At 39.5% G+C, this 25902-nt stretch carries 21 protein-coding genes; 7 read left to right on the top strand and 14 right to left on the bottom strand.

The window, feature by feature from the left end; genetic code table 11:
• The first annotated feature begins 332 nt into the window (after window positions 1–332).
• Window positions 333–779, top strand: a complete 447-nt coding sequence (locus B4F08_RS00790) for a GNAT family N-acetyltransferase (protein WP_291372475.1) — start codon at window positions 333–335, stop codon at window positions 777–779.
• Here the strand turns inward: B4F08_RS00790 and B4F08_RS00785 are convergent.
• The 4 genes from B4F08_RS00785 to B4F08_RS00770 all read right to left on the bottom strand — a co-directional run bounded on the left by B4F08_RS00785 (window position 774) and on the right by B4F08_RS00770 (window position 4761).
• Complete coding sequence (locus B4F08_RS00785) at window positions 774–2642, bottom strand: sensor domain-containing diguanylate cyclase (protein WP_291372474.1); 1869 nt, start codon at window positions 2640–2642, stop codon at window positions 774–776. The genes B4F08_RS00790 and B4F08_RS00785 overlap by 6 nt on opposite strands.
• Before the next feature lie 127 nt (window positions 2643–2769).
• Entirely contained in the window at window positions 2770–3108 is a 339-nt protein-coding gene (locus B4F08_RS00780; protein ID WP_086208491.1) for an FKBP-type peptidyl-prolyl cis-trans isomerase, read from the bottom strand.
• Between the two features lie 49 nt (window positions 3109–3157).
• Window positions 3158–3688 carry a YaeQ family protein gene (locus tag B4F08_RS00775; RefSeq protein ID WP_110975089.1) on the bottom strand — a complete coding sequence of 177 codons (531 nt, stop codon included), beginning with the start codon at window positions 3686–3688 and terminating at the stop codon, window positions 3158–3160.
• A 71-nt stretch (window positions 3689–3759) separates the two neighbouring features.
• Window positions 3760–4761: a CobW family GTP-binding protein gene (locus B4F08_RS00770; protein WP_213066000.1), complete on the bottom strand. Its 1002-nt coding sequence runs from the start codon at window positions 4759–4761 to the stop codon at window positions 3760–3762.
• 474 nt (window positions 4762–5235) lie between these two features.
• Between B4F08_RS00770 and B4F08_RS00765 the strand changes: the two genes are divergently transcribed.
• Together B4F08_RS00765 and B4F08_RS00760 are read left to right on the top strand one after the other, a co-directional pair.
• The gene (locus B4F08_RS00765) at window positions 5236–5439 is read left to right on the top strand and encodes a hypothetical protein (RefSeq protein WP_086208493.1); all 204 of its coding nucleotides are present in this window, start codon (window positions 5236–5238) and stop codon (window positions 5437–5439) included.
• A 315-nt stretch (window positions 5440–5754) separates the two neighbouring features.
• The gene (locus B4F08_RS00760; protein ID WP_291372469.1) at window positions 5755–7362 is read left to right on the top strand and encodes a bifunctional 3-(3-hydroxy-phenyl)propionate/3-hydroxycinnamic acid hydroxylase; all 1608 of its coding nucleotides are present in this window, start codon (window positions 5755–5757) and stop codon (window positions 7360–7362) included.
• A gap of 446 nt (window positions 7363–7808) precedes the next feature.
• Here the strand turns inward: B4F08_RS00760 and B4F08_RS00755 are convergent, their stop codons facing one another.
• The 9 genes from B4F08_RS00755 to B4F08_RS00715 form a co-directional block, all read right to left on the bottom strand.
• Entirely contained in the window at window positions 7809–8417 is a 609-nt protein-coding gene (locus B4F08_RS00755; protein WP_110975087.1) for a glutathione S-transferase family protein, read from the bottom strand.
• Window positions 8418–8931: 514 nt separating this feature from the next.
• Window positions 8932–9825, bottom strand: coding sequence for a LysR substrate-binding domain-containing protein (locus tag B4F08_RS00750; protein ID WP_086208496.1), 894 nt, complete (start codon window positions 9823–9825; stop codon window positions 8932–8934).
• Between the two features lie 12 nt (window positions 9826–9837).
• A complete protein-coding gene (locus B4F08_RS00745; protein ID WP_291372465.1) occupies window positions 9838–11025 on the bottom strand; it encodes an MFS transporter in 1188 nt (395 codons plus the stop codon).
• A 3-nt stretch (window positions 11026–11028) separates the two neighbouring features.
• Window positions 11029–11601 carry a TetR/AcrR family transcriptional regulator gene (locus B4F08_RS00740; RefSeq protein ID WP_291372463.1) on the bottom strand — a complete coding sequence of 191 codons (573 nt, stop codon included), beginning with the start codon at window positions 11599–11601 and terminating at the stop codon, window positions 11029–11031.
• A 129-nt stretch (window positions 11602–11730) separates the two neighbouring features.
• Window positions 11731–12252 (bottom strand): acyl-CoA thioesterase, encoded by a 522-nt coding sequence (locus B4F08_RS00735; RefSeq protein ID WP_058869179.1) that lies wholly within the window; start codon window positions 12250–12252, stop codon window positions 11731–11733.
• Between the two features lie 290 nt (window positions 12253–12542).
• Window positions 12543–13541 carry a patatin-like phospholipase family protein gene (locus B4F08_RS00730; RefSeq protein ID WP_291372458.1) on the bottom strand — a complete coding sequence of 333 codons (999 nt, stop codon included), beginning with the start codon at window positions 13539–13541 and terminating at the stop codon, window positions 12543–12545.
• Window positions 13542–14052: 511 nt separating this feature from the next.
• A complete protein-coding gene (locus B4F08_RS00725) occupies window positions 14053–15528 on the bottom strand; it encodes an alanine/glycine:cation symporter family protein (protein WP_291372456.1) in 1476 nt (491 codons plus the stop codon).
• Between the two features lie 74 nt (window positions 15529–15602).
• Window positions 15603–16844: a sodium/glutamate symporter gene (gene gltS / locus B4F08_RS00720; RefSeq protein ID WP_086208501.1), complete on the bottom strand. Its 1242-nt coding sequence runs from the start codon at window positions 16842–16844 to the stop codon at window positions 15603–15605.
• 508 nt (window positions 16845–17352) lie between these two features.
• Entirely contained in the window at window positions 17353–18636 is a 1284-nt protein-coding gene (locus tag B4F08_RS00715; RefSeq protein ID WP_291372454.1) for a DcaP family trimeric outer membrane transporter, read from the bottom strand.
• A 423-nt stretch (window positions 18637–19059) separates the two neighbouring features.
• Here B4F08_RS00715 and B4F08_RS00710 point away from each other — a divergent pair, with 423 nt between their 5' ends.
• On the top strand, window positions 19060–19770 hold the full coding sequence (locus B4F08_RS00710; protein WP_291372452.1) for a nitroreductase: 711 nt from the start codon (window positions 19060–19062) through the stop codon (window positions 19768–19770).
• A gap of 70 nt (window positions 19771–19840) precedes the next feature.
• Here the strand turns inward: B4F08_RS00710 and B4F08_RS00705 are convergent, their stop codons facing one another.
• Window positions 19841–21049: a multidrug effflux MFS transporter gene (locus B4F08_RS00705; protein ID WP_291372450.1), complete on the bottom strand. Its 1209-nt coding sequence runs from the start codon at window positions 21047–21049 to the stop codon at window positions 19841–19843.
• A 140-nt stretch (window positions 21050–21189) separates the two neighbouring features.
• Here B4F08_RS00705 and yccS point away from each other — a divergent pair, with 140 nt between their 5' ends.
• The 3 genes from yccS to B4F08_RS00690 all read left to right on the top strand — a co-directional run.
• Window positions 21190–23364 carry a YccS family putative transporter gene (yccS, locus tag B4F08_RS00700; protein ID WP_119063568.1) on the top strand — a complete coding sequence of 725 codons (2175 nt, stop codon included), beginning with the start codon at window positions 21190–21192 and terminating at the stop codon, window positions 23362–23364.
• Window positions 23365–23449: 85 nt separating this feature from the next.
• A complete protein-coding gene (locus tag B4F08_RS00695) occupies window positions 23450–24010 on the top strand; it encodes a YcxB family protein (RefSeq protein ID WP_086208506.1) in 561 nt (186 codons plus the stop codon).
• 168 nt (window positions 24011–24178) lie between these two features.
• Window positions 24179–25902: PepSY domain-containing protein (locus tag B4F08_RS00690; RefSeq protein WP_291372446.1), on the top strand; the 1724-nt coding region annotated here is incomplete at its 3' end.

Raw genomic sequence — 25902 nt, 5'->3', positions numbered from 1 at the left:
TGCTCTCGTAACAGATATATTCTTTTAAAATACAGCATTATTGTTCAAATAAACATCAAAACATCTGACCCTAGCGTGTGCTATTGCATACGAATCACGCTAATTATTCAGAAATAATCTTTAAATGTACGATCAATGCTCTTCATTCAACAAATACAATATTAATGCGAACAGCATCACAAAATTAAATTTTCAGCTCACAAAAAGACTATAAAATTTAATCAAGTCAATATAATCAAACAACACAGCTACATCGCGACTAACAATAATTCAATTTAGTAATCGTGTGCTCTAGCATGAAATAGCTGTTCATATAGCTCCAAGAAGAAAACATGATACGAGCAGCTCAGATTCAGGACATCCCTGAGATATTAAATGTCGTGCATGACAGCATTCGATCTTGTATCAAAGACCACCACCGTCATGAAAGTACAATTCAAGTTTGGTTAGAAAATAAGACCCAATCCAACCTGATTATGTGGATGCATTATAATGACAGTTGGGTTTATGTGATGAATCAGCAAGTTGTAGGTTTTATTATGGTGAGCGATCAAGGTCGCATTCTTCTTAATTATATCTCATCGGCAGAGCAGCACCGTGGTATAGGTAAAGCCTTATTGAACACAGTCATTGAACATTTTAAAAGCAAAAAGATCCATCAAATTAGCCTTGAAAGCACGCAAACTGCGCTAAGCTTTTACCAAAGACACGGTTTCCAAATTCGTAGCCAATACACTTCTGATACAACCTCGATCCCCATGATTAAACAACTGTCATAAAGATGATTCGATTGGCATTTTCATTTGATCACGTCCCGCCTCTTTGGCTTCATAGAGTTTTAAATCTGCGGCTTTCATGAGGTCATGAATATTGGCATACGATGTTTGATGATCCATCCACGAAACCCCCATACTCAAAGTTACATAGCCTTTTTCATCTAAGCGATTACGATGTTCAATATGCTCACTGCGCACTGCATCTAACACAGTTTGCATAATTTGGCGAATAATAACGATAGGAACATTATATAAAACAATTGCAAACTCCTCCCCGCCATAACGCGCTAAATAAGCATTATGTGGGAGTACTGCGCTAATGACTGCGACCAAGTTTTGCAGTACTTCATCTCCCTTTAAATGCCCATAGTAGTCGTTATATTTTTTAAAATAGTCTACATCCATCATGGCAAATGCCAAAGTTGCATGACTATTTTGCTGTGTTTCCATGAACCGCTTTTGAATTTCACTATTTAACGCACGGCGATTATAGGCCCCCGTTAAAGCATCTATTTGAATTTGATATTCTAGTTTTTCATTTAAATCATGAAGTTGTGATGTTCTTTGTTGTACTTTCATATCTAAAGAGCTATTCAATTCAATCAAATTATTATTCAAGCGCTCGGTATGATAGGTCTGATGGGCATAGTTTCGTGATTGCTGAAACATCACTAAAAGTGCATAAAGGCTCGTTGAAATAAAGGACAAATGAATCGAATCAATAACATGTAGAGTTAATAAGAAGTCATGGATAAACGATAAACACAATAGAATTACAGCACAAAAATTAAGCTTTGAATATTTTTGCTTGGTCTTTAAGGTAATATAAAAACCATAGGCAAAATTGCACAGAATCACAATGCTCAATAAGGCACTATAAAAAGCCAGAGGCTCAAAAACTTCCTGTTCGGATAAAAGTGTTATAACGACATTTAACGTCAGCACCAACATAGAAGCTGTATATATCCAATGGTGCAAATATTTCTGATCGAGTAAATACATATAACTCAAAAAGAACATGATCGCTAAATAGATAAATAAATACTCTAAGCGTATGCCCCACAACCAATTGATATCTAAAAAAGTGGTATAGGCATAAGGTGCTGTGAACAAATTATGTAAGGCTAAAAACAGAATAAAAATCCCGAACACAAAAATACTTTTGCTATTCCTCTCGTTTGAGCCACGGAAAATAGAAAACATCGTGGTGAACATTCCCACGCCAAATACTGCACCACAGATCATGGCTATGCTCATCATTAACTGCTGATAATGCCGATTAACTGTTTTAGCAACCCCGATATGCATAGGACTTTCAAGACCACCGCGTAGCTTATTAAAATTTGAAGCCTGTATGCTTAAAGTAAAATAAGGGCTGTCTGGTACAAAATAGGCAATACGTGGGGCATTTTCTGTCTGCTGTTGCATTACATTATCTGCGACATCTCCTAAACGAACGAGAAAGTCGCCATTTAGATAAACTCGATAAGCAGAATTTTGATTGGGGATTTGAATAGCTAAACGTCGACCAATAAATTCATCAGGAATTTTAAAATGACCAATAAAGGTACCATAATCAATATTACTACCCGTTAGCTCCTTAAAGGAAATAGGAAGCTCCGTTGTTTTTGATGCTAATTTTTGATTGGGCTGAGTAATCAGTTCATGGTCATAATAAGACCATATTCCATTTAAATAACTGGTTGTTTGCTCAGTAAATTGAATATTATTGACATTCTTTTGATGTAAATAATACTGCGCAGGCTCTGCTTCATATTGCGCCCACGTCGAAGGTATAAGACTTAAAATTAACAAACAGCTTAGAATAAACCAGATAACATGCTGTCTGCCTAATGAGCTATACAAAAGCGACTCTTCCCTTTAATACGCTCTGCCTACGAATTAATCTACAAATGTTTTTCTTAAAAACCAAGTGATTTTTACAAATGAATCAAATACATCCTTATAATTGATTCATTATCAATAATTCTGATTAGTCTCGTGTTTTTACATCATACAATTCAATTTCAAAAATCAAATTTGAATTGGCTGGAATCACGTTGCCCATCTTACGCTCACCATAGGCCAAATGTGACGGTACAATTAGTTTACGCTTGCCGCCCACTTTCATCCCCATAATGCCTTGATCCCAACCTTTAATCACACGACCTGTTCCGATCACCGTTTCAAAGTAGTTTCCACGGTCTAAAGATGAGTCAAACTTAGTTCCGTCTTCTAACCATCCGGTATAATGTGTGGTGATTAAAGCACCTTTTACTGCTTCTTTACCTTCACCAACAACTAAATCAATAATTTCTAATTCAGCGCTCATCTATTCGCTCCACTATTACTTTATAAATAAATTTTGTTGAACTGCTTGTTTATTGCAATTGAGTCCACTCAATCGTAGCTTGTGCATTGTCACCAATTAAAGTCCACTCACCATCCATCACGTTCAACTGAAGTTGCATGGTCCGTTCACAAAGGGCCTGAACCGCTTCTGTACTTTGTGCAGACAGTTGCCAAATTTCAACATTACTCAAAGTCTTTAGTTTACTGTTGCGTTTGTACCATTCATCAACAGCAGTGCCATAGGTCACAACAGCAACTTGTTTACAACGCGCGCTGGCTTTTTTGACTTTGTCTTCGTCAGGGCTTCCCACTTCAATCCATTTCACCAACTGACCTGTTAAGTCTTTTTCCCAAAGTGCAGGTTCATTGGTTTCAAAGAGATCTTTGGTAAACTCCAAAGCCTCATCTGCAAAGCGTGCAAAAGCCAAAAGACGAACCATCAAACGTTCTATCGTCTCTGAAGGATGCAGAGCCAAGGTAAGTTGATAATCACCATATTGGTGAACGTCCATATTGGCAATATTTAAATCTGCCTTATAAATTGTAGCTTTAAGCGCCATAAATACCGTCCTCAAATTTGCCGAATAGCATATAAGATTTCAGCTCATTTTGCTTAAAACAATTTACCTCATTACTCAATACGACATGCAAATAATGCAGTTTCAAACATCAACCAATCTCTTTCGTTCTGTACAATCAACTCGATTCGGTTATCAATGCCTTCTTCGACATCCTGATAATTAAATTGCTTGGGATTAAAGTTAAATGCTTTCCAACCCTGATTGGTATGGAAAATCCCCTTAATCCTCCGCCAATCCTGCTGCTCACACAACAAATCGAGTAAATCATAAAAATCAAAAACCCAACGTTTTGGCATTTTCCAACCTGCCACACTATAGCCCTGCGCCGATTCTACATAGTGATAAGGCAGTTGCTTAATTTCAGGAAATTCCTGTTGATTTGCTTTTAATTGTTGTTGCACTTTCAGTAAAGGTTGGTTTTGACGCTTAGTCGCAACATAGTCAAAGTCAAGTTGTTCAAGCTGGATATTCCCCTGATCTGCCATAAGCCACTGCTGAGCATAAGCTTGATATTCAGTTTGTAGCTGCTCAAGAGCCTTTAAATCTGCACTTTGCATCTGAGCATAATGCGAAACAACGACGATCTGCGCTGCCTTCAACTGATCTTGATATAAGTTTTGTGCCGTCCACGTCTGATCATGTAAGCGTGAACCATCCAGCACAGTGACTGGCGCACGCATACGCAGAGTCGAATGCCAATGTGGTTCTGTCAGTTGCTCTAATAACTGTGCAGGGTGACCCAAGCCTGTCGGTTCAATAAACAGTCGATCAGGCTTTTGTTCTGAGAGCAATCGAGACAATGCAATTTGCATCGGAAGCTGACTACTACAGCATAAACACCCGCCTAATAACTCTTTAACTGCATAACCTTCACTTTGTGGCATAAGCTGTTGGTCGACACCAATTTGCCCAAATTCGTTCATCAACACTGCCCAAACTTCATGTTCAGGTTTTTGACTCAACAAATGCATCAGTAAGGTGGTTTTACCGGCCCCCAAAAAACCTGAAATAATATGCGTTGGAACCGCCTGTTGCATCGCCATCAGTTTCAAAATTGTTCCACCTAATCTGAAATACTATAAAAACAGCACAATAAAATAAGCGATTATTTTAGTTTAAATGTCTCATTTTCTCACTTTAAATCGACGGCTTTACACACGCAACATATCAAAGTATGTATTTAAACTGGGCTTATTCACTCTTAGAAACCTTTATTTACATTTTATTCAACGTCAAAATGCACGGTTTGTTCCATTTCCATCGCCTTTGTATATTTTATGTGAGTTTTCACTCAAATATTTTGATCAATTTTTCTACATTTTCAGTTTTTTGACTCACAAAAAGCTTCTACTTGTTACTTAAAGCCTACCATTTTTTCATCATCTGTAGTTTTAGGTAAAGTGCATTTTTCACATTGTTGCTTCAATTGAACCTCGCATATTCAGACGCTAGCATGAAGCTCAGTTCAAATTGATGTGATGAACAATCTGAACTGTTTCTCTATAAAATATAAGGATGCCGAAACAATGAAACTTTCACACTTATTAATTGCAACATCTTTAACTGCTGCGAGCTTTACAACTTTTGCAGCAACTCAGGAAGCTCCTGCACAGGAAGATAAAGTCGTTGTATCTACTCAAGAAACAGCTGAAACCACTGACTTAAGTGCAAATGCACCTGCTTCAGAAGCCTCAGCAGAGCAACCAAACCAAGAAAAAGCAGCTAAATAATTTATTACTTGCTGTAATAAAGCGACCTACTCTCCAGCATGATTACAGCTCTTATTTAGCACAATCAGAAACCAAGACTTGTCCTGTCTTGGTTTCTTTTTTGCTGATAGATTTAAATCATAGAAATTAGTGATCATTTCAAGGTGAAAGCTTATAGTAGAAAGCGGAATATTTTAATAATAAACAATAAACTACACACTATACCAAACACAAAGTCTCATTATCTTTATACCCATGACCTACTATTGACTAGCTTGTTCTGCCTCATTTTTTCACCGTTAATAACTGTAAAAGTGAATTAAATGGACATTCGCAATGCGCAACACAGCAAATTACACAACTGAAGTCGCAATTCTTGGTGCTGGCCCTGTCGGTTTGACCATTGCCAACTATTTAAGTAAGCAAGGCGTACAAGTTACAGTCATTGAACAGTTAGATAGCTTAATTGATTACCCGCGTGCAATTGGGATTGATGATGAGTCTCTACGGACGATTCAGTCTTTGGGCTTAGTCGAACAGGTCTTACCACATACCACGCCGAATCATGCTATGCGTTTTTTAACGCCAAAAGGGCGTTGCTTTGCAGACATCCAACCTTTAACCCGTGAGTTTGGTTTTTCGCGTCGGAATGCCTTTATTCAACCACAAGTAGACAATGTCTTATTACAAGGTCTGAAACAGTACGAGCAGACTCATGTATTGTTTTCCCGTCAATTGATTGAATTTAGCCAAGATCAAACTGGTGTCACTTTAAAGCTACAAACCGCAGATCAAACTGAAGAAATCATTCAAGCACAATACTTAATTGCATGTGATGGCGGAAATTCCATTATTCGTCGTACATTGAATATTGATTTTGCAGGTAAAACAGCACCAAACCAGTGGATTGTGATTGATATTGAAAATGACCCACTGGCAACACCACATATTTACTTATGCTGTGACCCTGTACGTCCTTATGTTTCGGCAGCCCTTCCACATGGTATTCGTCGTTTTGAGTTTATGGTGATGCCTGGTGAAACTCAGGAAGAGCTCAGTCAGCCTGAAAATATTGCCAAACTATTGTCCAAAGTACTTCCAACAACCGATGGTATTGAAGTGATTCGTCAGCGTGTTTATACCCACAATGCACGCATTGCAGAAAAATTCCGTGTCGACCGTATTTTACTGGCAGGCGATGCCGCCCACATTATGCCTGTATGGCAAGGTCAAGGTTATAATAGTGGCATGCGCGATGCTTTCAACCTTGCATGGAAAGTTGCATTGGTTGTACAAGGCAAAGCATCTGCGGAATTATTAGACTCGTACCAAGTTGAACGTAAAGACCATGCCAAAGCCATGATCGACCTTTCCGTGATGGCAGGTCATGTACTGGCACCACCGAAAAAATGGCAAGGCTTTGTGCGTGATGGTATTGCTCATGCATTGAACTACATCAAGCCAATTAAACAGTATTTACTCGAAATGCGTTTCAAACCTATGCCGAAATATCATGCTGGTGCACTAATCACTGATGGCAGTAAAACCACACCTGTCGGCAAAATGTTCATTCAACCACATGTTAAACTTGAATCTGGCAAAACTGTTTTACTCGATGAGGTTCTGAGCAATGACTTTGCCATCATCGCTTGGGGGGTAGATCCAAAGTGGGGACTCACACCAGCGCACATGCAACAATGGCAAAAACTGGGCGTCAAGTTTGTTCAAGTCATTCCAGCAGTGCAACTGGACAATGAAAAACGCCAAAAGTATGACGGGGTGATCACGGTAGGCGATCTGGACACAGACATCCGCAGTTGGTTTGGTCAAACGACTGAGTCTGTGGTCATACTTCGTCCAGACCGTTTTGTTGCAGCATTAGCGATTCCACAGACCTTAAACACGGTTAGCCAACAGCTCTTTGCCAAACTGCATGTGAGCTAATGCCATATCACAAGGTTCTGGCACAATCCAGAACATAAGCAACTACGCTAAACCATAATGCTGATCCGTTAAGGGGTTTTGTACTAAACTCCTCAACTTTTTAGTTCTTTAAAACAGAATCTTCTATACTCTAGATCAAATATTTATAGCTCAACTACTACTTTGGTTAAGCCCGAATGCCCCCTCAGAATATATATTGAGTTCGCAAAAAAAAAGCGGCTTGTGGCGCATACCCCCGACTACACAAGTCACCAAATCCCTTGTAGTGATTCATAAATCGCAAACCTTATTTTTAAATCGTTTTACCTTGAGCAAGTACAAGTGATGTTTCTGCGCATCAAATAGCATCATACGTTTAAACTTAGATTCTCAAATAAAATGCAGTCTATTGCTTAAGACTGGCATGAGCACTAAGGCACGGTTTTATAGCCCTAGGTGTATTGGACTTAAATCGCTTGTACCCATTCAACTCCCTGTACCGCATCGCGACTTTGAATCAACTGGATAAAAGGTTTAAATTCGTCGAAATATGGGACAATTTTGAAAGAAATGGCATAGATTAACCAATAGGCCAAAAACAAATCTGCGGCACTAATTTGATTGCCCAACAAATATGGCTTCGCCTGAGCTAAACCTACTTTTATAAACCGATAAATAGATGCTTCTGTACCAAAACCCAAACTTCTTTTTCTAGTCTCTAGCTGTTGTTCAGAAATGCCTAAACTTTTCACGTCCATAAACTCAGTGAGTGGTCCATGACAAAAGAATAACCATTTCAAATATTCACCACGCTTGGGGTCATTGAAAGCAGGCGCGAAACCTTTTTCGAGATATTTATCTGCCAAATAAGCAAAAATAGCAGGAGTTTCTGAAATCACCGAACCTTGATCCACTAAAAATGGGACTTTCCCCATTGGGTTCAAAGCCAAATATTCAGCATCCGCTAAATCTGCATATTCGATATGAATAATTTCGACCTGATCTTCAATATCTAACTCTTTTAAAAACGGCAATACCGTAATGCCGCGAGAATGAACGTTGCTATACAGCTTCATTATTTTGAGCCTCTTAGATGGCGCTTTGAGTATGTTTTAAACATCATATAGCACAACTGTATGTGTATATTTTTAAGTAAAAAAACAACGACATAATAATACGACTGATTTTATTCACTATTTTATCCCAATCCCTTTCCTGCCTTTACCAAGAGTACATTTTTTGGACGTGTTATCAGTGTTTTTTATTATGCATTGAGCCCTTTTTGCTCTCACCATTATTTTCGACATTATAAAAATAAATTTTCATCATGCTTAAACTAAACACAATTTGGTGTTGCTTTAGGCATAGATGGTAAATCAGGAAAATAAACCACGATATCATCATGGACTCAGTTAAAGAGACAAAATTAGAAATCGCACTGTATATTCGCAATAAGGCATCTTGAACATTTATACCTTCTGGTTCTGCTATATCAACCCTTTAGCCAGATCTTTATAAACCTCATGCACTTGAAATGTTGATTTACCTAATGACCCTTTCCCCAAGTTCCAATATTCAAAAGAATTCTGGTCAGAACATGTCCATATAAAATTGCTCTTTTAATATTTTTAAAATAAGATCAATCGCAGGGTTTTTCTGCTGTTTACGGTAATTCGCATAGAGTCCAATCATCGGTAAAGGTTCAATTGTGTTCTTCGCTACAATTTTATCGCCCAAAAGTGGAATCACATACGCAGGTACAATACTCCACCCAACCCCCATCCCGACCAAATTCACATTCAGCAAAATATTGGTCGAGTGCTGGACAATATTGACATTCAGTTTCGAGTGTTTAAAAAAGTCTTGGATCAACTTATATAACTGTGGTGAAGCGGTTTCATCACTGATCACAAAGTCACGATCATTAAAGTGCTTAATGCTAATACTGCGCTGTTCAGCAAAAGGAGAATCTTTCGGCATAATCAGAGCTAAAGGCTCCTGAAAAACTTGAACATGCTCAAACTCTCCAGACTCATCTGGATAACGCGTAAATGCAATATCAATTTCACCTTTTTTCAGAGCATCAAGCTGGGCTGAATCTGTCAGGCTATGAAAGCTAATTTTTAAGTCTGGAAAATGCGCGCGAATGTTTGGCATGATGTAAGGAAACACTTTCATTTCAGCAACAGGTACAAAGCCAATATGTAAGTGATCTTTACTCATATTGGCAATTTGGCGTGCATCATAAATTGCCTTTTCAGCATACTCCAAGCTCAGTAAAGCTTGTTTTAAAAATGCTTTTCCTTCTTCCGTAAGTTCGACCTTACGATTGGTTCGAATCAATAGCTGCGCGCCAACCTCATGTTCCAAATCCTTAATTTGCTGGCTAAGCGAAGGCTGAACCGTACACATGCGCTGTGCTGCTTTAGTAAAATTGAGTTCTTCTGCAACAGCAACAAAATAACGTAAATGACGCAATTCCATAAAACGCTCCAACTATGCTTCTGACACCCGTCGTGTCGTTTTAGCCACTTTAAATTTGTAGATACATAACGTCAGCAGCACAATGGCTGCACAGATTAAATATGTAGTTTGGAAGCCTAAATGCGCAATCACCACACCTATCACAACCGAGCCAACAGCCATTCCCAAATCAAACAAAGTAAAAAAAGTCGAAATAGCATGTCCCATACGTTGTTTCGGTACCGACTGAATGGCGACCGTTTGAAAACAAGGAAATAACGAGCCGTATCCCATACCAATCAATACAGCAGATAACCATAACATCCATGGACTATTGACGATGCTGACCAACACTAAACCCAATGCAAAACACAAAAATGAAGGATAAATCACAGCACTGGCGCCACGGCTGTCATAAATCTTGCCAACCCACGGTCGTACCAAAATCATCGACACAGCAAAAACCACGAAAAATAAACTGGTATAAGCCAATAAAGCTTTGGACTCAGTATATGTAGCAATGAAACTCATAATGCTCGAATATGCAAAGGCCGTGAGTAATGCAATTAAACCAATCGGCACTGCCTTGAGTTCAATAATGTCATACCAGCTCAAACCTACTCGTTCTTTAGTTTCGGGCACTTGAAGAGAAACAGATTCAGTAATTGGAATCAACCAACTAAAAATCAAACCAAGACTAATCAGCACAGTCAGTAGAACAAATAAATCATTAAAACTACTGTACTGCACAACGCTCAGAGCAATAAGTGGCCCAAAAACCACAGCCAAATTGGTAGACATGACAAAATAACCCATCCCCTCACCTTTGCGTTGTTCGGGTATAAAATCATTAGCAATAGGTACAGTCACAGTTGTTAAAATACTAAACCAAATACCATGTATAAAACGAATAGCAAGCAAGCTCCACATGCTATCCACCCAAAGATAGCTAAAGGCAAAGCAGACAAAAAGTGATGCCGAAGCACGAAAGGAAAAAGCCTTCCCGAGCCGCTCCACAATCAACCCTGAAAACGGTCGCACTGCAATAGAGGACACCAAAAATAGGGTTAAAGCGAGACCTGCTTGCTTCACCGTCCCACCGAGTTCTTGCATGATATAAACGGGCAAGATCGTGAGTAATGCAAAGTAATACGTGAACAAGAACAGGTTATTACACACACAAAGTATAAAATTTCTATTCCAAAGCGACTGCTGAGGCATTATCTATTCCTCTAAAAGCGCATGTCGCTGTGCAGGTGCAATTACCAACCGAACCAAATTGTGAATATAGGCGTCATCAGGCATACGGTTAAAAAAAATAATTTGATAATGAATAGGTCCATACAAAGTATCGAGCATCAACTCAAAAGGATAATCTGCGCGTACTTCACCACGCTCAATTGCACACTGAATTAATTTACGGGTTTGGACACGGCGTGGCAGTAAATACTCTTGGAAAAATAACCCTGCAGCTTCGCGATGCTCTGCCATGACCACCAACAGTGCTCGCCCCACTGGATGATTCAAGGCCACTGCCAGTTTACATAATTGTTGTACTAAGTTGTGCTCTAGACTTTGCTCAAAATCCAATTCAAAGACGGATTCGGTATGCAATTTAAATGCTTCAAAAACCAAATCAGATTTGTGCTTCCACCATCGGTAAATGGTGGATTTTCCAACCCCTGCACGTGCAGCAATATCTTCTATAGTGAACTGTGAATAATCTGCCTCTGACAAAGCTGCCAGTACAGCATTTAAAATGCATTGTTTTCGTTTAGAACCTTTCTCAACATTCATATCACACCAAAACGATACGCTACGTATCGTTTCATTTTATACTTAAAAATGCACTTGTGCTAATTTCTTTAATAAATAAATTTTAGACATAAAAAAAGGTCTCCTATATAGGAGACCTTTTCATTGCATTTAACTATGCGATGTTTTTTTATAAATACTGCACGAAGGGTGATGGTTTTCTTGTAAGCGCGCAACTTTACGTTGCTCAGCCGCTTCAAAACGACAACGCTTCCAGTCATTATCCAAGTTCAATGCAGGAATTTGTTTTGGCTTACCATTTTCATCGACCGCCACCATAGTAAAGTAACAACTGTTGGTATGACGTACTGTACGCTTTTGAATATTCTGCGCTTCAACACGAATACCGATTTCCATCGAAGTCCGTCCCACATGGTTCACACTTGCCAAGAAAGTAACCAACTCACCTACATGAATCGGCTCTTTAAAGTTCACTTTATCCACCGATAAGGTCACTACATAACTGCCAGAAAAACGACTTGCACACGCATACGCAACTTGGTCTAACAGTTTCAAAATGGTGCCACCATGCACATTTCCTGAAAAATTCGCCATATCTGGTGTCATTAAGACCGACATAGTGAGTTCAGACTGGTCATCTGCAGCCGCAGCAATTTGATCTAATGGGGACATCGCGTTCTCTAATTCGGAAGATAATAGGATATGTGGCGCTTATTATATCGGTTTTACAGACTAAATTTGGTAACAAAACCATCATTATTATTTATAGCGATTCTCCCATCATTCAAAAAAATATATATAAAGAAGACTAAGGTATTGAATCTATAAGCCTTCTTGATGCTTCAACCAGTTTTCTATCACATATATTTGACTGTACAATTCACATTCAGTCGCATGAACATCGCTATATATAAGGGCACTGCCCTTAATTTCACCTATTCATTTGCCAAAATATATATCTACTACTGCATGCGTGCCTGAATCGCTTGAATATTCAGTTTCTGTTTATAATTTTTTTGAGCGAACACTTTTTGAATCTGTTGCAATTGAGCAAGAGTTGCATCCTGTCCTGCTTTCATCGTCATTTCACGCCCACTCACATCAAAAATATGTACTTTCTCACGTAAGTCTGGCTGAATCACAATATCCGCATTTTTCAGCTCTATTTGCGCAAGGTTCTTTTGCATAATATTGATATTTTGGTTAAATAGCCCCCATACATTCGACGTTTCGGTATACATCGGCTGCGCTAAAATATCTACAGCAATAATAATATCTGCACCTAATTTACGCGCTACATCGACAGGAACTGGGCTCACTAAACCGCCATCAACATACTCATCTTCACCAATTTTAGTCGGGATAAACATGCTCGGAATGGACACCGATGCACGCACTGCTTGCCCTGTATTTCCATAATTAAAAACGACTTTTTTACCTTCTTTTAGTTGTGTTGCAACCACATACATCGGTGTTGGTAAACGTTGAAGAGGAACATCTTTGACCTGTTCATTAACATAGTCCTCAACTTTTTGACCATCAAAAAAACCTTTCATACCCAAACGAATATCACGTACATCATTGGCTTTCATATTGAGTGCAATTTCACGCAGTTCATTTGCGTTTTTACCACTGGCATAGAGGGAACCCACTATACTACCCGCACTGGTTCCCACGATAAAATCAGGATGTATACCTGACTGCTCCAGTACTTGTATTGCACCAATATGTGCGTAACCACGGGCACCGCCACTACCAAGGACAAGAGCAATAATTGGCCGATTTTGCTCTTTTTTAAGCTGTTTAAAATTAATACGATCGGTTCTTTCCTGAGCTTCGTTGGAATTATTATGTGTTGCACCAAGCTGATTTGACAGGTCTTGGTCTGCTTTTGGCATGCTTTGGCAACCAGCCAAGACAAGCAATGCAAGCGACAACAGGCTAATTTTTAATTTCAACATAATTCACCAACGCTAAGGAAGAAGAAAATTTTAAGCAACATAGTGTATGAAAATCCGTAGCCGTCTGACTGTTGTTTTTCGTAAAAGTGTGCATTCTCTTATTATAATTCTTTTCACCCTTTTAGTATCATCTGGTATGTGTATTCAGCTCCTGATCAGCATATTTAAACCTAAAGTGCCTATCTTTTTGTAGTCTAGTCACCTATTGGACTCAGTTTGGTCATAAATTTTGACTCATTAGAGCTCTTAAAATAGTCAAAAAATGATCACTCATTGACAATAAAATAAGTATTGAACGTCACTTTCTCTCTTGGTGAAAAGCTTAGAATGAGGGCGGATTCTTCCATAAATCCTCTCCCTAGCCCTCTCCTTTAAAAAGAGAAAGAACTTTCATTGTGATTTCACTAGAGCTCAAAAAATGGCTGATGCACGAACTCCATTGAAGATTCATTAATGTACGACTATTAGTGCATAAAAAAGCCCCTACTTTAAGTAGAGGCTTTCTGGCGAATTACCAAATGTCTGATTTGACTTTATCTTTAAATTTAGGATGGTTGTCCAATTTAAACACTGGCTCTTTCACTCCTTGTTTGAGCTGACCGATATAGTCCTTTAACAACATCAATAAGAATGGTGTTAATAACAAAATGGCAAACAAGTTAATGGTGGCCATGATGCCCATGAACAAATCCGCAGTGTTCCAAATAAGGGGCACACTCATCACTGAACCAAGATAGACCATAATCAAAACAAAGATACGGAACACAAACATCACTTTGGCGTTGTTGTTAATAAATTGCACATTACCTTCAGCATAGGCGTAGTTACCAATGACTGATGAAAAAGCGAATAAGAATAAAATCGTTGCAAGGAAGTCATCCCCCCATGAACCAATTTGGCTCTCTAGCGCCATTTGTGTTAATGCAACACCTTCAAACCCAGCATCGTGATACAGACCAGATGCCAAAATAATAATTGCTGTACATGAACACACCACAAACGTATCCACAAATACACCGAGCATTTGTACTAAACCTTGGTTTACGGGATGTTTCACATCTGATGCAGCTGCCGCATTTGGTGCTGAACCCATACCTGCTTCATTAGAGAATAAACCACGTTTAATCCCCATCATCATTGCCATGGAAACCATCGCACCGAAGAATCCACCTGCTGCCGCCTCAAACTCAAATGCTTTCGAGAAAATAAGCTGAAAGATGTCAGGCAAAATAGCATAGTTAATAATGGCAATATAAAGTGCAACAACTAAATACAATATAGCCATAAATGGAACAAAGCTTTCAGCAACCTTCGCAATACGCTTAATCCCACCAAAGATAATCACTGCAGTTAGCAAGACTAAACCGAGCCCAACCCAAGACACCACAATATGAATGCCACCCAGTTCAAAAGCCAAATTGGCTTTGTCCCAGCCCCATGCATGTGCTGTTGCACCTGTAATGGCATTGGCTTGTACTGCATTAAATACAAAACCATAGGTTGAAATTAAAGTGACAGCAAAAACTACGCCCAACCACTTTTGCTTCAGACCTTGGGTAATATAATAAGCAGGGCCTCCACGGAACTGTTTATTCTCTTGGTCACGTACTTTAAACAATTGTGCTAAAGATGATTCAACAAAAGCTGAACTCATGCCTAAAAATGCAGTCACCCACATCCAAAAAACTGCACCCGGTCCACCAATCGCAATTGCGATCGCAACACCAGCGACATTACCCACACCAACACGGCTTGCAAGCCCCGTTACAAAAGCCTGAAAAGGCGTAATACCATGGTCATCATCACATTCCTTACGGCTTGATTTCATCACCTTGATGCTGTGTAAAAATAAGCGAACCTGCACCGCACCCGTAATTAGCGTGTAAAACAAACCAACGGCAACCAGAAAAACCACTAAAAAGTCCCACAGAGGTCCATTCAGTGTATTCACCCACCCGAGTAATGTTTCATTTAACTGATCATTCATCTCGACTTCCTAATTATTGTGAAAGACTAAAAAGCAAAAAAGCCCTAGTTTCCTAGGGCAAATCGCACATTCAATTAGCTAAAAAACTGCAAAATAGACTGAATAACAGCAACGTTAATCAAGTCTACAAAGAAGGCGCCACATAAAGGAACAATTAAGAATGCCTTATGAGAAGGACCATACATGTTGGTAATGGCTTGCATGTTTGCCACTGCTGTTGGTGTTGCACCCATACCAAAACCACAGTGTCCTGCAGACAATACAGCAGCATCGTAGTTTTTCCCCATTACACGGAAAGTTACGAAGCCCGCATACAATGCCATAGTGATTGTTTGTGCACCCAAAATAACAACCAGTGGACCAGCCAAGTCAGCCAACTGCCATAATTTCAATGATAATAATGCCATCGCAAGGTAAAGTGATAATGATGCATTACCAAATACATCAATCGCGCGATCAAAGATTTGAACTTTAAAAATCCCTTCCAATACATTACGTAAAATCACACCACCAGCAAGCGCCCAAACGAATGTTGGCAACTCAAGCATTGTGCCTTTCATCTGACCTGTCATAAAGTCAGCAAAAGCCAAACAGCCTGCGAACAAACCTAATGTGGTAATTGCATTATCAGCTGTGATAAGACGAACCCGATGCGGATATTCAAATGGTACATATTCCGTTGAGCTAATCTCTGGTAAAGGCGTATTATCACTTCTTTCAATCTGCTCATTGGTACGTGGTGTCGCTAATTCATAGCGGTTAATAAGTAGTTTTGCTAAGGGGCCACCAATTAAACCACCAATAATTAGACCAAAAGTTGCACTCGCCATACCTAATGCAAGTGCACCTTGAATACCATGCTTAACTTCTAAAATTTCACCCCAAGCACCCGCAGTACCGTGACCACCAGTTAAGGTAATTGAACCCGCAATTAAACCAATCAATGGATCAATACCTAATAGGGTTGCAAGGCTAATGCCCACGAAATTTTGTACCACAATAAAGGAAGCAACAGCCATTAAGAAAATAATAAGACCGATCCCACCTTCACGTAATTTGGAGAAGTTTGCACTTAAACCAATTGAAGCGAAGAAAATCAGCATAAAACTGGTCTGTAATTCACTACTTGTAGTAATGCTATAGCCCCAAAGACTATGTACAAGCAAAGAGATAATCGCAGCGACCAAACCACCTGCTACAGGCTCAGGAATGTTGTAGCGTTTCAAGAAATCAATTTTATTAACCAAGAAGCGACCAAGTAACAAAACAATGACAGCAGCAATCAAGGTATAAAATGCGTTAAATGTAAATTCCATGACAATTGTCCATAAAGCTGATGCTTAGAGTTGTTATCTGGCTAATAAATAAGCCACTGAATCCATTGATACTTCAAGATAGATTTCGTAAATCTGAGTCAAACTCAGTCTTGCGTATGAAAATTCAGGCAATGGGTAAATTGGTAACAACTAAGCGATCTGATGCATAACATATTCAGCTCTACCGATGAGTAAACTGAAAGAACGTAATGCCCAATAATTTTTGGACACAGATACGATTTTTTGACTTAAGTCACAAAAATCGCCCCATACTGGCTTAAAATTAACCAATAAAAGCACAATACGAGTGAAAGACCGACATTATGCAGATTTTTTATAGATAATCTTTATTTTTTTACAATAATTTTTAACTATTTCCCTTATTCTTTTTCTGTCTTAATACTAAAATCTATTTTCACTCATTATTTAGCCTATATAAATTTTCTATGCTTTCTAAAAAACAAAACAGAAGCTTAAAGCTCCTGTTTTGTTACTACAGTTTTCGATTTTAGAAGTTATATTTCGCCATAAAACCAACACGGTTGTCTTTGTAGCTATTTCCTGCAAAGGTATCGCGTTTACCATTGATATATTCAACACCTAAGTCCAATGGCTTAACTGGTGAATAGATAAAGTTAATCCATGCTTGGTAAACTTCTTCATTCGCCGTTGGATTTAAAGTTGCATAATCCGTACCATCATCCGCAAACAGTGCGCCATAAGCTAAAGTCGAACGTAATTTTTCGTTGAATTTATATGTACCACCGACTTGCACACCAAATGCTTCATTTTGGGCGATCTTGCCATTTGTAGCATTAACTACATATGAAGAGTTACTGCCATACAAGTAGTTACTGTTGCCATCAACATAAGACACATCAGCACTTAGTTTTAGCGGCTCTATTACTTGATAATTTACACCTGCAGCTAAGCCCCAAGCAGTATCAGAGTCATTCGCAGATTTATAGTTCTCAACTAAAGCACGTGCAGACACTGAGCCTTTACCATCTGCAAAACCTTGCGTCAATTTTGCTGTTAAATTCGGTACGCTATATTTAATACCAGTACCACTGCCATTTCCTTCTTCAGCAGCAATAAATAGTTTAGTTGCAGGTGCTAAATTAAAGCCATAACGTACTTGTGGAATACGTGCTGTCCCCCCACCCACGTTGGTCCCAAAATCAATCATTTCTGGCGCATGGTTAGACAGGAAGTTAGAAGTGGTTTGTCCAAATAACCAGTTGTTATAGGTTAAATACGCATGGCGAATACGTAGGGCTTCATTTGTTCCAGCAAAGTCAACTTCTACCTTACCGCCAAGCTTATTATCGCCACCAACATTGGTATTGAAATCCAAACCTAAACGCGTAGTTTTTGCTGTTGCACGCAATTTATCTTTAACAGATGCAGGGTCACTTGCACCACTTCCACCTACTCTACCAACACCATTGAAGTCATCATCCGCACCTTCAATAATGTAGTTTGCATCGCCACGAACAAAACCATATAGGTTAATGTCAGCACCTGACTTAGATTTAAATGAAGACAATGCTGACTCAGGCTTCGCAGGTGGTGCTGGCTGTGCTTTAACTTGTTGAATCTGAACGGCTTGTTGTTGTTGAACTTGTTGCTGCTGTTGCATTAAAGCTTTTAACTCAGCAACTTCAGCGCGCAATTGAGCAAGCTCTTGTTGTTCTTTCGTTGCTGCATGAGTCGTTGTCATCATCAACGCGGCAACACTGAGTGCTAGGCTTTGAGCGACAAATGGCTTTTTAGTGAGGGCTAAACGCATACGCAAGCTTCCTTTATTACATAGTTAGTGGTAAGTCAAAAATTCCATTTCAGTAAAATTTACTATACAAAAACCATTCCATTTCGGTCTCTTTATGTATAGAACAATCTTATAAAGATGAAAAATCGCACATTTCGATGTTTTTGGATATGATCTTTTATTACTTTTGCAACTAAAGTCTAATTAGAAACCTTCTAAACTGGAATAAGCATCACACTTCATCTGCTTTGAATTATGAAATTACAATTTAAAAATGTTTTTGCAATAATTAAGTAACAATTCTTCATATATTCTTAAATATAGACTGAGTTTTCGGTGATATCTATATTTTTTTCTTATAACTAAAGTCTTAGTTTGATTGATAACCTCATGTTGCCAAATAAGTGGTCAAAACTACGTCTTTGCATAAAAAGTAGGATAATTATGACGCAGCAGATGTCCGATCTTGTCGATCAAGCAATTCGCTCACGCCATTCAGTTCGTGCCTTTATAAACCAAATGGTTGAGGTACAAACCCTTAAAGATATTTTACACGTCGCCAGCCGAGCGCCATCAGGGACCAACACACAACCATGGAAAGTGTATGTGGTCACTGGGAAAAAGCGCGACGAAATAGTTGAACGTGTTTGCCATGCACAACTTGAGCTTTTTCAACATCCTGAAAAAGCAGCACAATACCAAGAAACTTTCGCTTATTATCCTGAAAACTGGATTTCACCCTATATTGACCGTCGTCGCGAAAATGGTTGGGGGCTGTATGGATTACTCAACATTCAAAAGAATGAAAAAAGTAAAATGGCTCAACAGCAACTCCGTAATTTTCAACTTTTTGATGCGCCTGTGGGCTTATTTTTTACAGTCAATAAAGTCATGGGCATTGGGTCTAAAATGGACATTGCCATGATGATGCAAAATGTGATGGTTGCAGCCAAAGCACGTGGCTTAGACACCTGCCCACAAGCAGCATGGAATCACTTTCATTCTATCGTACTGGGTATTCTTGGTGCATCATCAGATGAAGAATTAGTCGGCGCAATCGCTTTAGGTTATGCAGACCCAGAACACATTGTGAATAGCTTTATCACACCACGGGTCCCCGTAGACGAGTTTGCTGTTTTTTTAACTGACGAATAAAGATCACAGCTTTCATTTATCAAAAGAGACTGATTACAGTCTCTTTTTTATACATTTAAATGTCTCAGACTTAGGCTTTTATCCCTTCGTCTTGCCCAAGTTTGAACACATAATATAAAGCCAGTAACACAAAAATAGCCATGACAATGGCCATATTTAAAAGTGCAGACCAAACTAAGAAATTTAGAATAACGCCACAAAGTAAACCACATGCAAATTGCATACTGCCCATAATCGCACTAGCCGTTCCAGCACGAGCGCCTTGCTCAGACATTGCAATTGCCATTGCATTTGGTCCCGTAAAACCAATCGCTGCAACGGCTAAAAACATACCTGCACACACAACAGATAAAGGTGCTGTTGCCATGCTTCCTGCTATTAACAGCAAAATAACCCCTAACAATTGCAAAGCACTGCCTAATTTTAAACGTTGAAATACATTTAAACTGCGAGCTAAACGTTTATTTAAAGTTGAGAAAAGCATGATGCCAACCGCATTCGCACCAAAGGCATAGGCAAAAATTTGCTGACTCAAACCATACCCGTCCATCAAAATGGCAGCTGAGGCACTGATATAACAAAATAAAACCGCGCCAGCAAAACAACCGACAAACATTGGTCGTCTAAAACTTGGATCTTGGAAAATCGCACTATATAAGTTGAGTACTTGATTGAAATTCAGTTTTAACCGACGCTTTGGATCTAAAGTTTCTTTAAAAAAGAAATGTACACAACAGAGACTTCCCAAACCAACAAGCATCAATATGGCAAAAATACTGTGCCAACTACTAAAACTCAGCACCAAAGCGCCCAAACTTGGTGCAATAATTGGAGCAATGGTCGTCACAATCATCATACTGGCAAAAGCTTGTGCCGAAGCTTGCATATCCAAACGGTCACGAATTGCAGCACGTGCAATCACCACCCCGACACAACCACCTAGAGCCTGTAACACCCGCGCAGCAATTAAGCTCCATTCACTGTTTGCAAACACACACAGTAAACTGGCCACAATATAAAGGCTCAATCCAAAATACAGAGGCTTTTTACGCCCGATTCGGTCACTTACAGGCCCATAAATTAGCTGCCCAAGAGCCAAACCAAGAAAATATGCAGGCAAGCTGTTAGCAACCATTTGTGTGCTTACCCCGAAGTCCTCTGCCATTTGTGGCAAAGCGGGTAAGTACATATCAATAGAAAGTGGGCCCAGTGCCGTCAGTGAAGCGAGTAAAAGAATCCAAGCGTTAGAATATTCCGCTTTTTCCTGTGTAGTCGACATAGGATTAATGTGTTTTTTAAAGGAGAGTTTGCAGACAAGTTTACACGCTCCATAGTATGATTTATACCTGAGCAAGTGAAATTTCACATATTCTCATATTTGAAAATTGTCTAACCCTAAAAGACAGATAAAGGTGCGCTTTGAAAGCATGGCTGACGAGCCTGAAACAGGCTACTTATAATACAACCTTTATGTATAACCTCCGCATGGTCATCACCTTTGCAGGAACCGCTTTTGTACCTTATTTTATGGGGTTCCAACTGGCAACTATTCCACTTACACTGGGTGCAGTTGCAGCGGGTTTAAGCGATATTGATGACCGCTTTTCTGTGCGCATCATGAACTTGATTTATACCTATATTGGTTTTTTCGTCACAGCCACCTCTATTTATTTTTTATTTCCGCACCCGATTTTATTTGCGCTAGGTCTTATTGTTTCCTGTATCGGTTTTATTTTACTGGGTTCATTGGGACGTCGTTATGCAACCATTTCATATGGTTGTTTGGTTATTTCCGTCTATTCCATGCTTGGTGTCGGTCTTTTTGACCAATGGTATATGCAGCCTTCGCTTTTAGTCATCGGTGCAATTTGGTATAGCCTGATTTCAACCATCAGTTTTCTGCTTTTCCCAGTGCGTCAGGTTCAAGATAACTTATCCAAATGTTATTCGTCTTTGGCCGATTTTCTCTTTGCCAAGTCTAATCTATTCGATGTCGATATGACGCCAAATAGTTATCAACAAAGTATGATTGAGCTGTCTCTGGAAAATGGCAAATTAATTGCGATATTCAACGACATGAAAACCGCTCTACTCACCCGTTTAAAAGGTGACCGTGGGCAGCGTGATACTCGTCGGAGCTTGCAATATTATTTTGTCGCACAAGATATCCATGAACGTGCAGATTCAGCACATATTGACTATCAAAAACTGGCTAAGATCTTTCAGCACAGTGATATCTTGTTTCGCTTTCAACGTATTTTATCCATCCAAGCCAAGGCCTGTAAGGACCTCAGTAGCAGCATATTAAACCGCCAAACCTACGTGCATAATAAACGCTTTAAACATGCGTTTGAAAACCTCCGCTTATCTTTAGAAAAGCTCAAAGATGAACAACAATATGACCAAATTTGGGTCAATGCCCTGTTTTCCTTATTTCAAAACTTAAAATCAATTGATGCACAGCTTCGTAACTTAGAAACTGAGCGCAATATTAAATTTGATAAAAGTAAGCACATTGAAAGTCAGCTTAAAGATGATGACCTCAAAGGTTGGGATGACATTGTGGTGCGGATTAAACAAAATCTCACGCCTGAATCCGTACTATTTCGACATGCAATACGGGTTTCGATTGTACTCTTGGTCGGCTATATTTTTGTTCAAGTAACCAATATTCAATATGGTTATTGGATTTTACTGACCGCTTTATTTGTCAGCCAACCCAACTTTAATGCCACCAAACGACGTTTGCGCTTGCGGATCATAGGTACATTGATGGGAATTCTTTTGGGTTATGCCATCTTGTATTTTGTCCCATCCATTGAAGGCCAATTGGTCATGTTAGTAATCAGTGGTGTCCTCTTTTTCGAACTTCGCAGTAAACAATATGCTCAAGCCACTGCATTTATTACTATTTTGGCTTTAATTAACTTTAATTTAGACGGCATGGGTTACGCCGCGGCACTTCCGCGGATGATTGACACCCTGATTGGCTGTGGGCTGGCGTGGTTGGGGGTGAGTTTTATTTTCCCCGATTGGAAATTTCGTCGTCTCCCCCGCACCATTTACCGCTCCCTTGCAGCACAATGCAATTATTTGGCTGAAGTAATTGAGCAGTATAAATCTGGACGCAACAATGGCTTGAATTATCGCGTTGTTCGCCGTGCAGCGCACAATACCGATGCCGAAGTTGCTTCACTCATTTCAACTTTAGCCACCGAGCCTGACTTTGACCCCACTCAAAAAAGTTTGGCATTTGAATTTCTGTGTCTCAATCATACCTTTATCAGTTATATTGCGGCACTGGGTGCACATCGTGAAAAAATTGACGACCCACAAATTTTAGAATTGATGGATCGCGCTTTTGACAATATCCAAGGTGCACTGCTACGTGACGAAATGCCTGATTTAACTGCACAGAATATGCTTCAAACCATTCGTCAACGTTTAAGCCAAAATAATGAAGAAGATCAAAAAGCATTGATCATTTTGCAACAGCTGTCATTGATGTTTAGCATCCTAAATCAATTCAGTCGTTTGAAGCAAAGTTTGAGCCATGAACGGGATCACGAGGCTACAGAATTAGCTTCATTATAATTTGGGTGATTTTGGAACAATATACTCACTGAAATGCTCTAAATAATGCTAAACTTTTTGCAGTTTTAAATCTGTTACTTTCACTATGACCGCGAAAAATTTATACGCTTATACTTTACAGCCTGTGAACTATGAAATCACTGAGTCTGAACAACGCGATGCTCAATTAAAAATTTGGCGTAGCACAAACAAAATCAGCCTGAAAGCCTGGATCATCATGGGTGCTGTCGTTGCCCTTTCAATCCTCGGCTTAATTCTGCTTAAAAACTATTCCACAATTTTTTGTTGGGTTGCCATAGCCTGTGTTGTAGTCTATCTACTGGTCCGTAAATTCGGCCTAGAATGGTATGTAAAGCGCAAAATGAATGAGTTTCCAGTACAGGAAATTAAAGGCATTCGCTTAGGTGTACAACCTCATGGTCTGGTTATGCGCCAACAAATGGGCATGCAGGAAGGTGTCGGTGCAATCAGTTGGAAAGATATTTATGAATGGTACAACACACCTGAGTTCTTATTGATTAAGTTTAAGGTGAAAGGCCAAGAAGGTGCTTACATCCTGCCAAAACGCATGGATAGCAAAAACTTCTCATTTAATACGATCCGTACGCATTTAAAAGAAACTGTGGGTGAAGCTCAACCGCTTTAATCGCTTTTTATTTTATAAAAAACCTCCTTATTTGGGAGGTTTTTTTATCCCCTAAACCTCTAAATATAAATGATAATGAGAATAAATATTAATTGCTAAATCCATAGTATCTTCTCAATCTTCAGGTATAATTCGCGCACAACAAATCGCTCACGATCAAGTCTAGCCATGTTTAAAAAGACATTTTTCCAAGTGCATTGGTTTTTGGGAATCACTGCGGGTCTCATTCTATCTCTTATGGGTGTCACAGGTGCCATCTACTCTTATGAACAGCAAATCTTAAAGTGGATGAATCCTAGCAGCTATACCGTTCAAGCAAGTCAAAACAATAAATTAACTCCTGCTGAGTTGTATCTGCATTTCCAAAAGAATGATCCAAGCATCCAAATTAACAGTATTACCATTGCTCAAGAGCCCACTGCATCCAGTACAGTTAATATTGTGAAAGAAGGTGCACGCCGTGGCTATAACATGATGGTAAATCCATATACCGCCGAAGTTTTACCCGAAATCAAAGGTCGTGATTTTTTTAACTTTATTCAACAACTACACCGCACTTTAACAGTCGGTCCTGTGGGTAAGCAAATCACAGGTGCCTGTACCCTCATGCTCATCTTCTTTGTATTGAGTGGTCTGTACCTCCGTTGGCCCAAGCGTCACTCCATCAAACAATGGTTTTTTGTTAAGCCTAAATTGAAAGGACGCAACTTCATTTGGGATTTACATGCGGTTGTTGGCACTTGGGTGGTGATTTTTTATCTCATCTTGGCCTGTACGGGGCTGTACTGGTCCTATGATTGGTGGCGCGATGGCATGTTCAAAGTGCTTGGTGTTGAACGCCCACAAGCACAAATGCAAGAAGGCCCCCGTCCAAATGCAGGTGTAGTTCAAGGCCCACGCGGCGAACAAATGGGTGCTCGTGGTGGCGAGTCACGTGAGCAAAGTCGTGGCGGCCCACAAAGCGAGCACGCTACACATGGCGAACGTGGGCAAGGTGAGCATAAAGGCTTATCACCTCAACAAGTGCAAATTGCTTTAACCCAAACATGGACAGGCTTTAATGCACAAGTTGGTCGCGACTATTCAACACTGACCTTAAATATCCCGAAAAAGCCAGATGGCACACTTGAACTTTCATTTGTAGATGCAATTCCACAGCATGAGCGAGCGCGAAATTCAGCAGTCTTTAATTATCAAACTTCAAAAATTGAAAAAATGGAGTTATATGAAGAGAAGAAGCTGAATGAAAAAATCATGAGCAGTATGCTTCCTGTACACCGTGGTAGCTTCTTTGGCCCAATTTATCAATTCTTTGCCATGTTCGCATCACTAATGATGCCACTGTTCTTTATAACGGGGTGGATGCTCTATCTGAAACGTCGTAAACAAAAGAAACTGACCCAACAAGCACGTGGTGGAGCGTTGAATGTTACGGTTGATCCAAATGCGAAACCGTGGCTGATTGCCTATGCAACCCAAACTGGTGTTTCTGAGCAAATCGCTTGGCGTACTGCAACCAGCTTACAAGAAGCAAGACAGCCAGTAAGCGTAAAAGCGGTACAACACTTAACGCTTGATGACTTAAAAACTGCCAAACAAGTACTTTTTATTGCAAGTACTTATGGCACGGGTGAAGCACCTGACTTAGCCAGTAGTTTTGAAAAGAAATTTTTAAATACAACCTTGGATTTGTCACACCTGCACTATGCCGTATTGGCTTTAGGCTCTCAAGAATACCCTGACTCCTATTGTAGTTTTGGGCATCGCATTGACCATTGGTTAAAAGCCAATGGAGCGCATACTTTATTTGCAACCATTGAAGTCAATAATGCAGACAACAGCGATATTCAGCGTTGGAATAGTGCTCTTGCCTCTGCAACAAAACTTGAACT

This window comes from Acinetobacter sp. UBA6720 (assembly GCF_002454215.1).
Classification (GTDB): domain Bacteria; phylum Pseudomonadota; class Gammaproteobacteria; order Pseudomonadales; family Moraxellaceae; genus Acinetobacter.
Note: the sequence above shows the minus strand (reverse complement) of the source record. Positions and strands in the feature narration are given on the sequence as shown.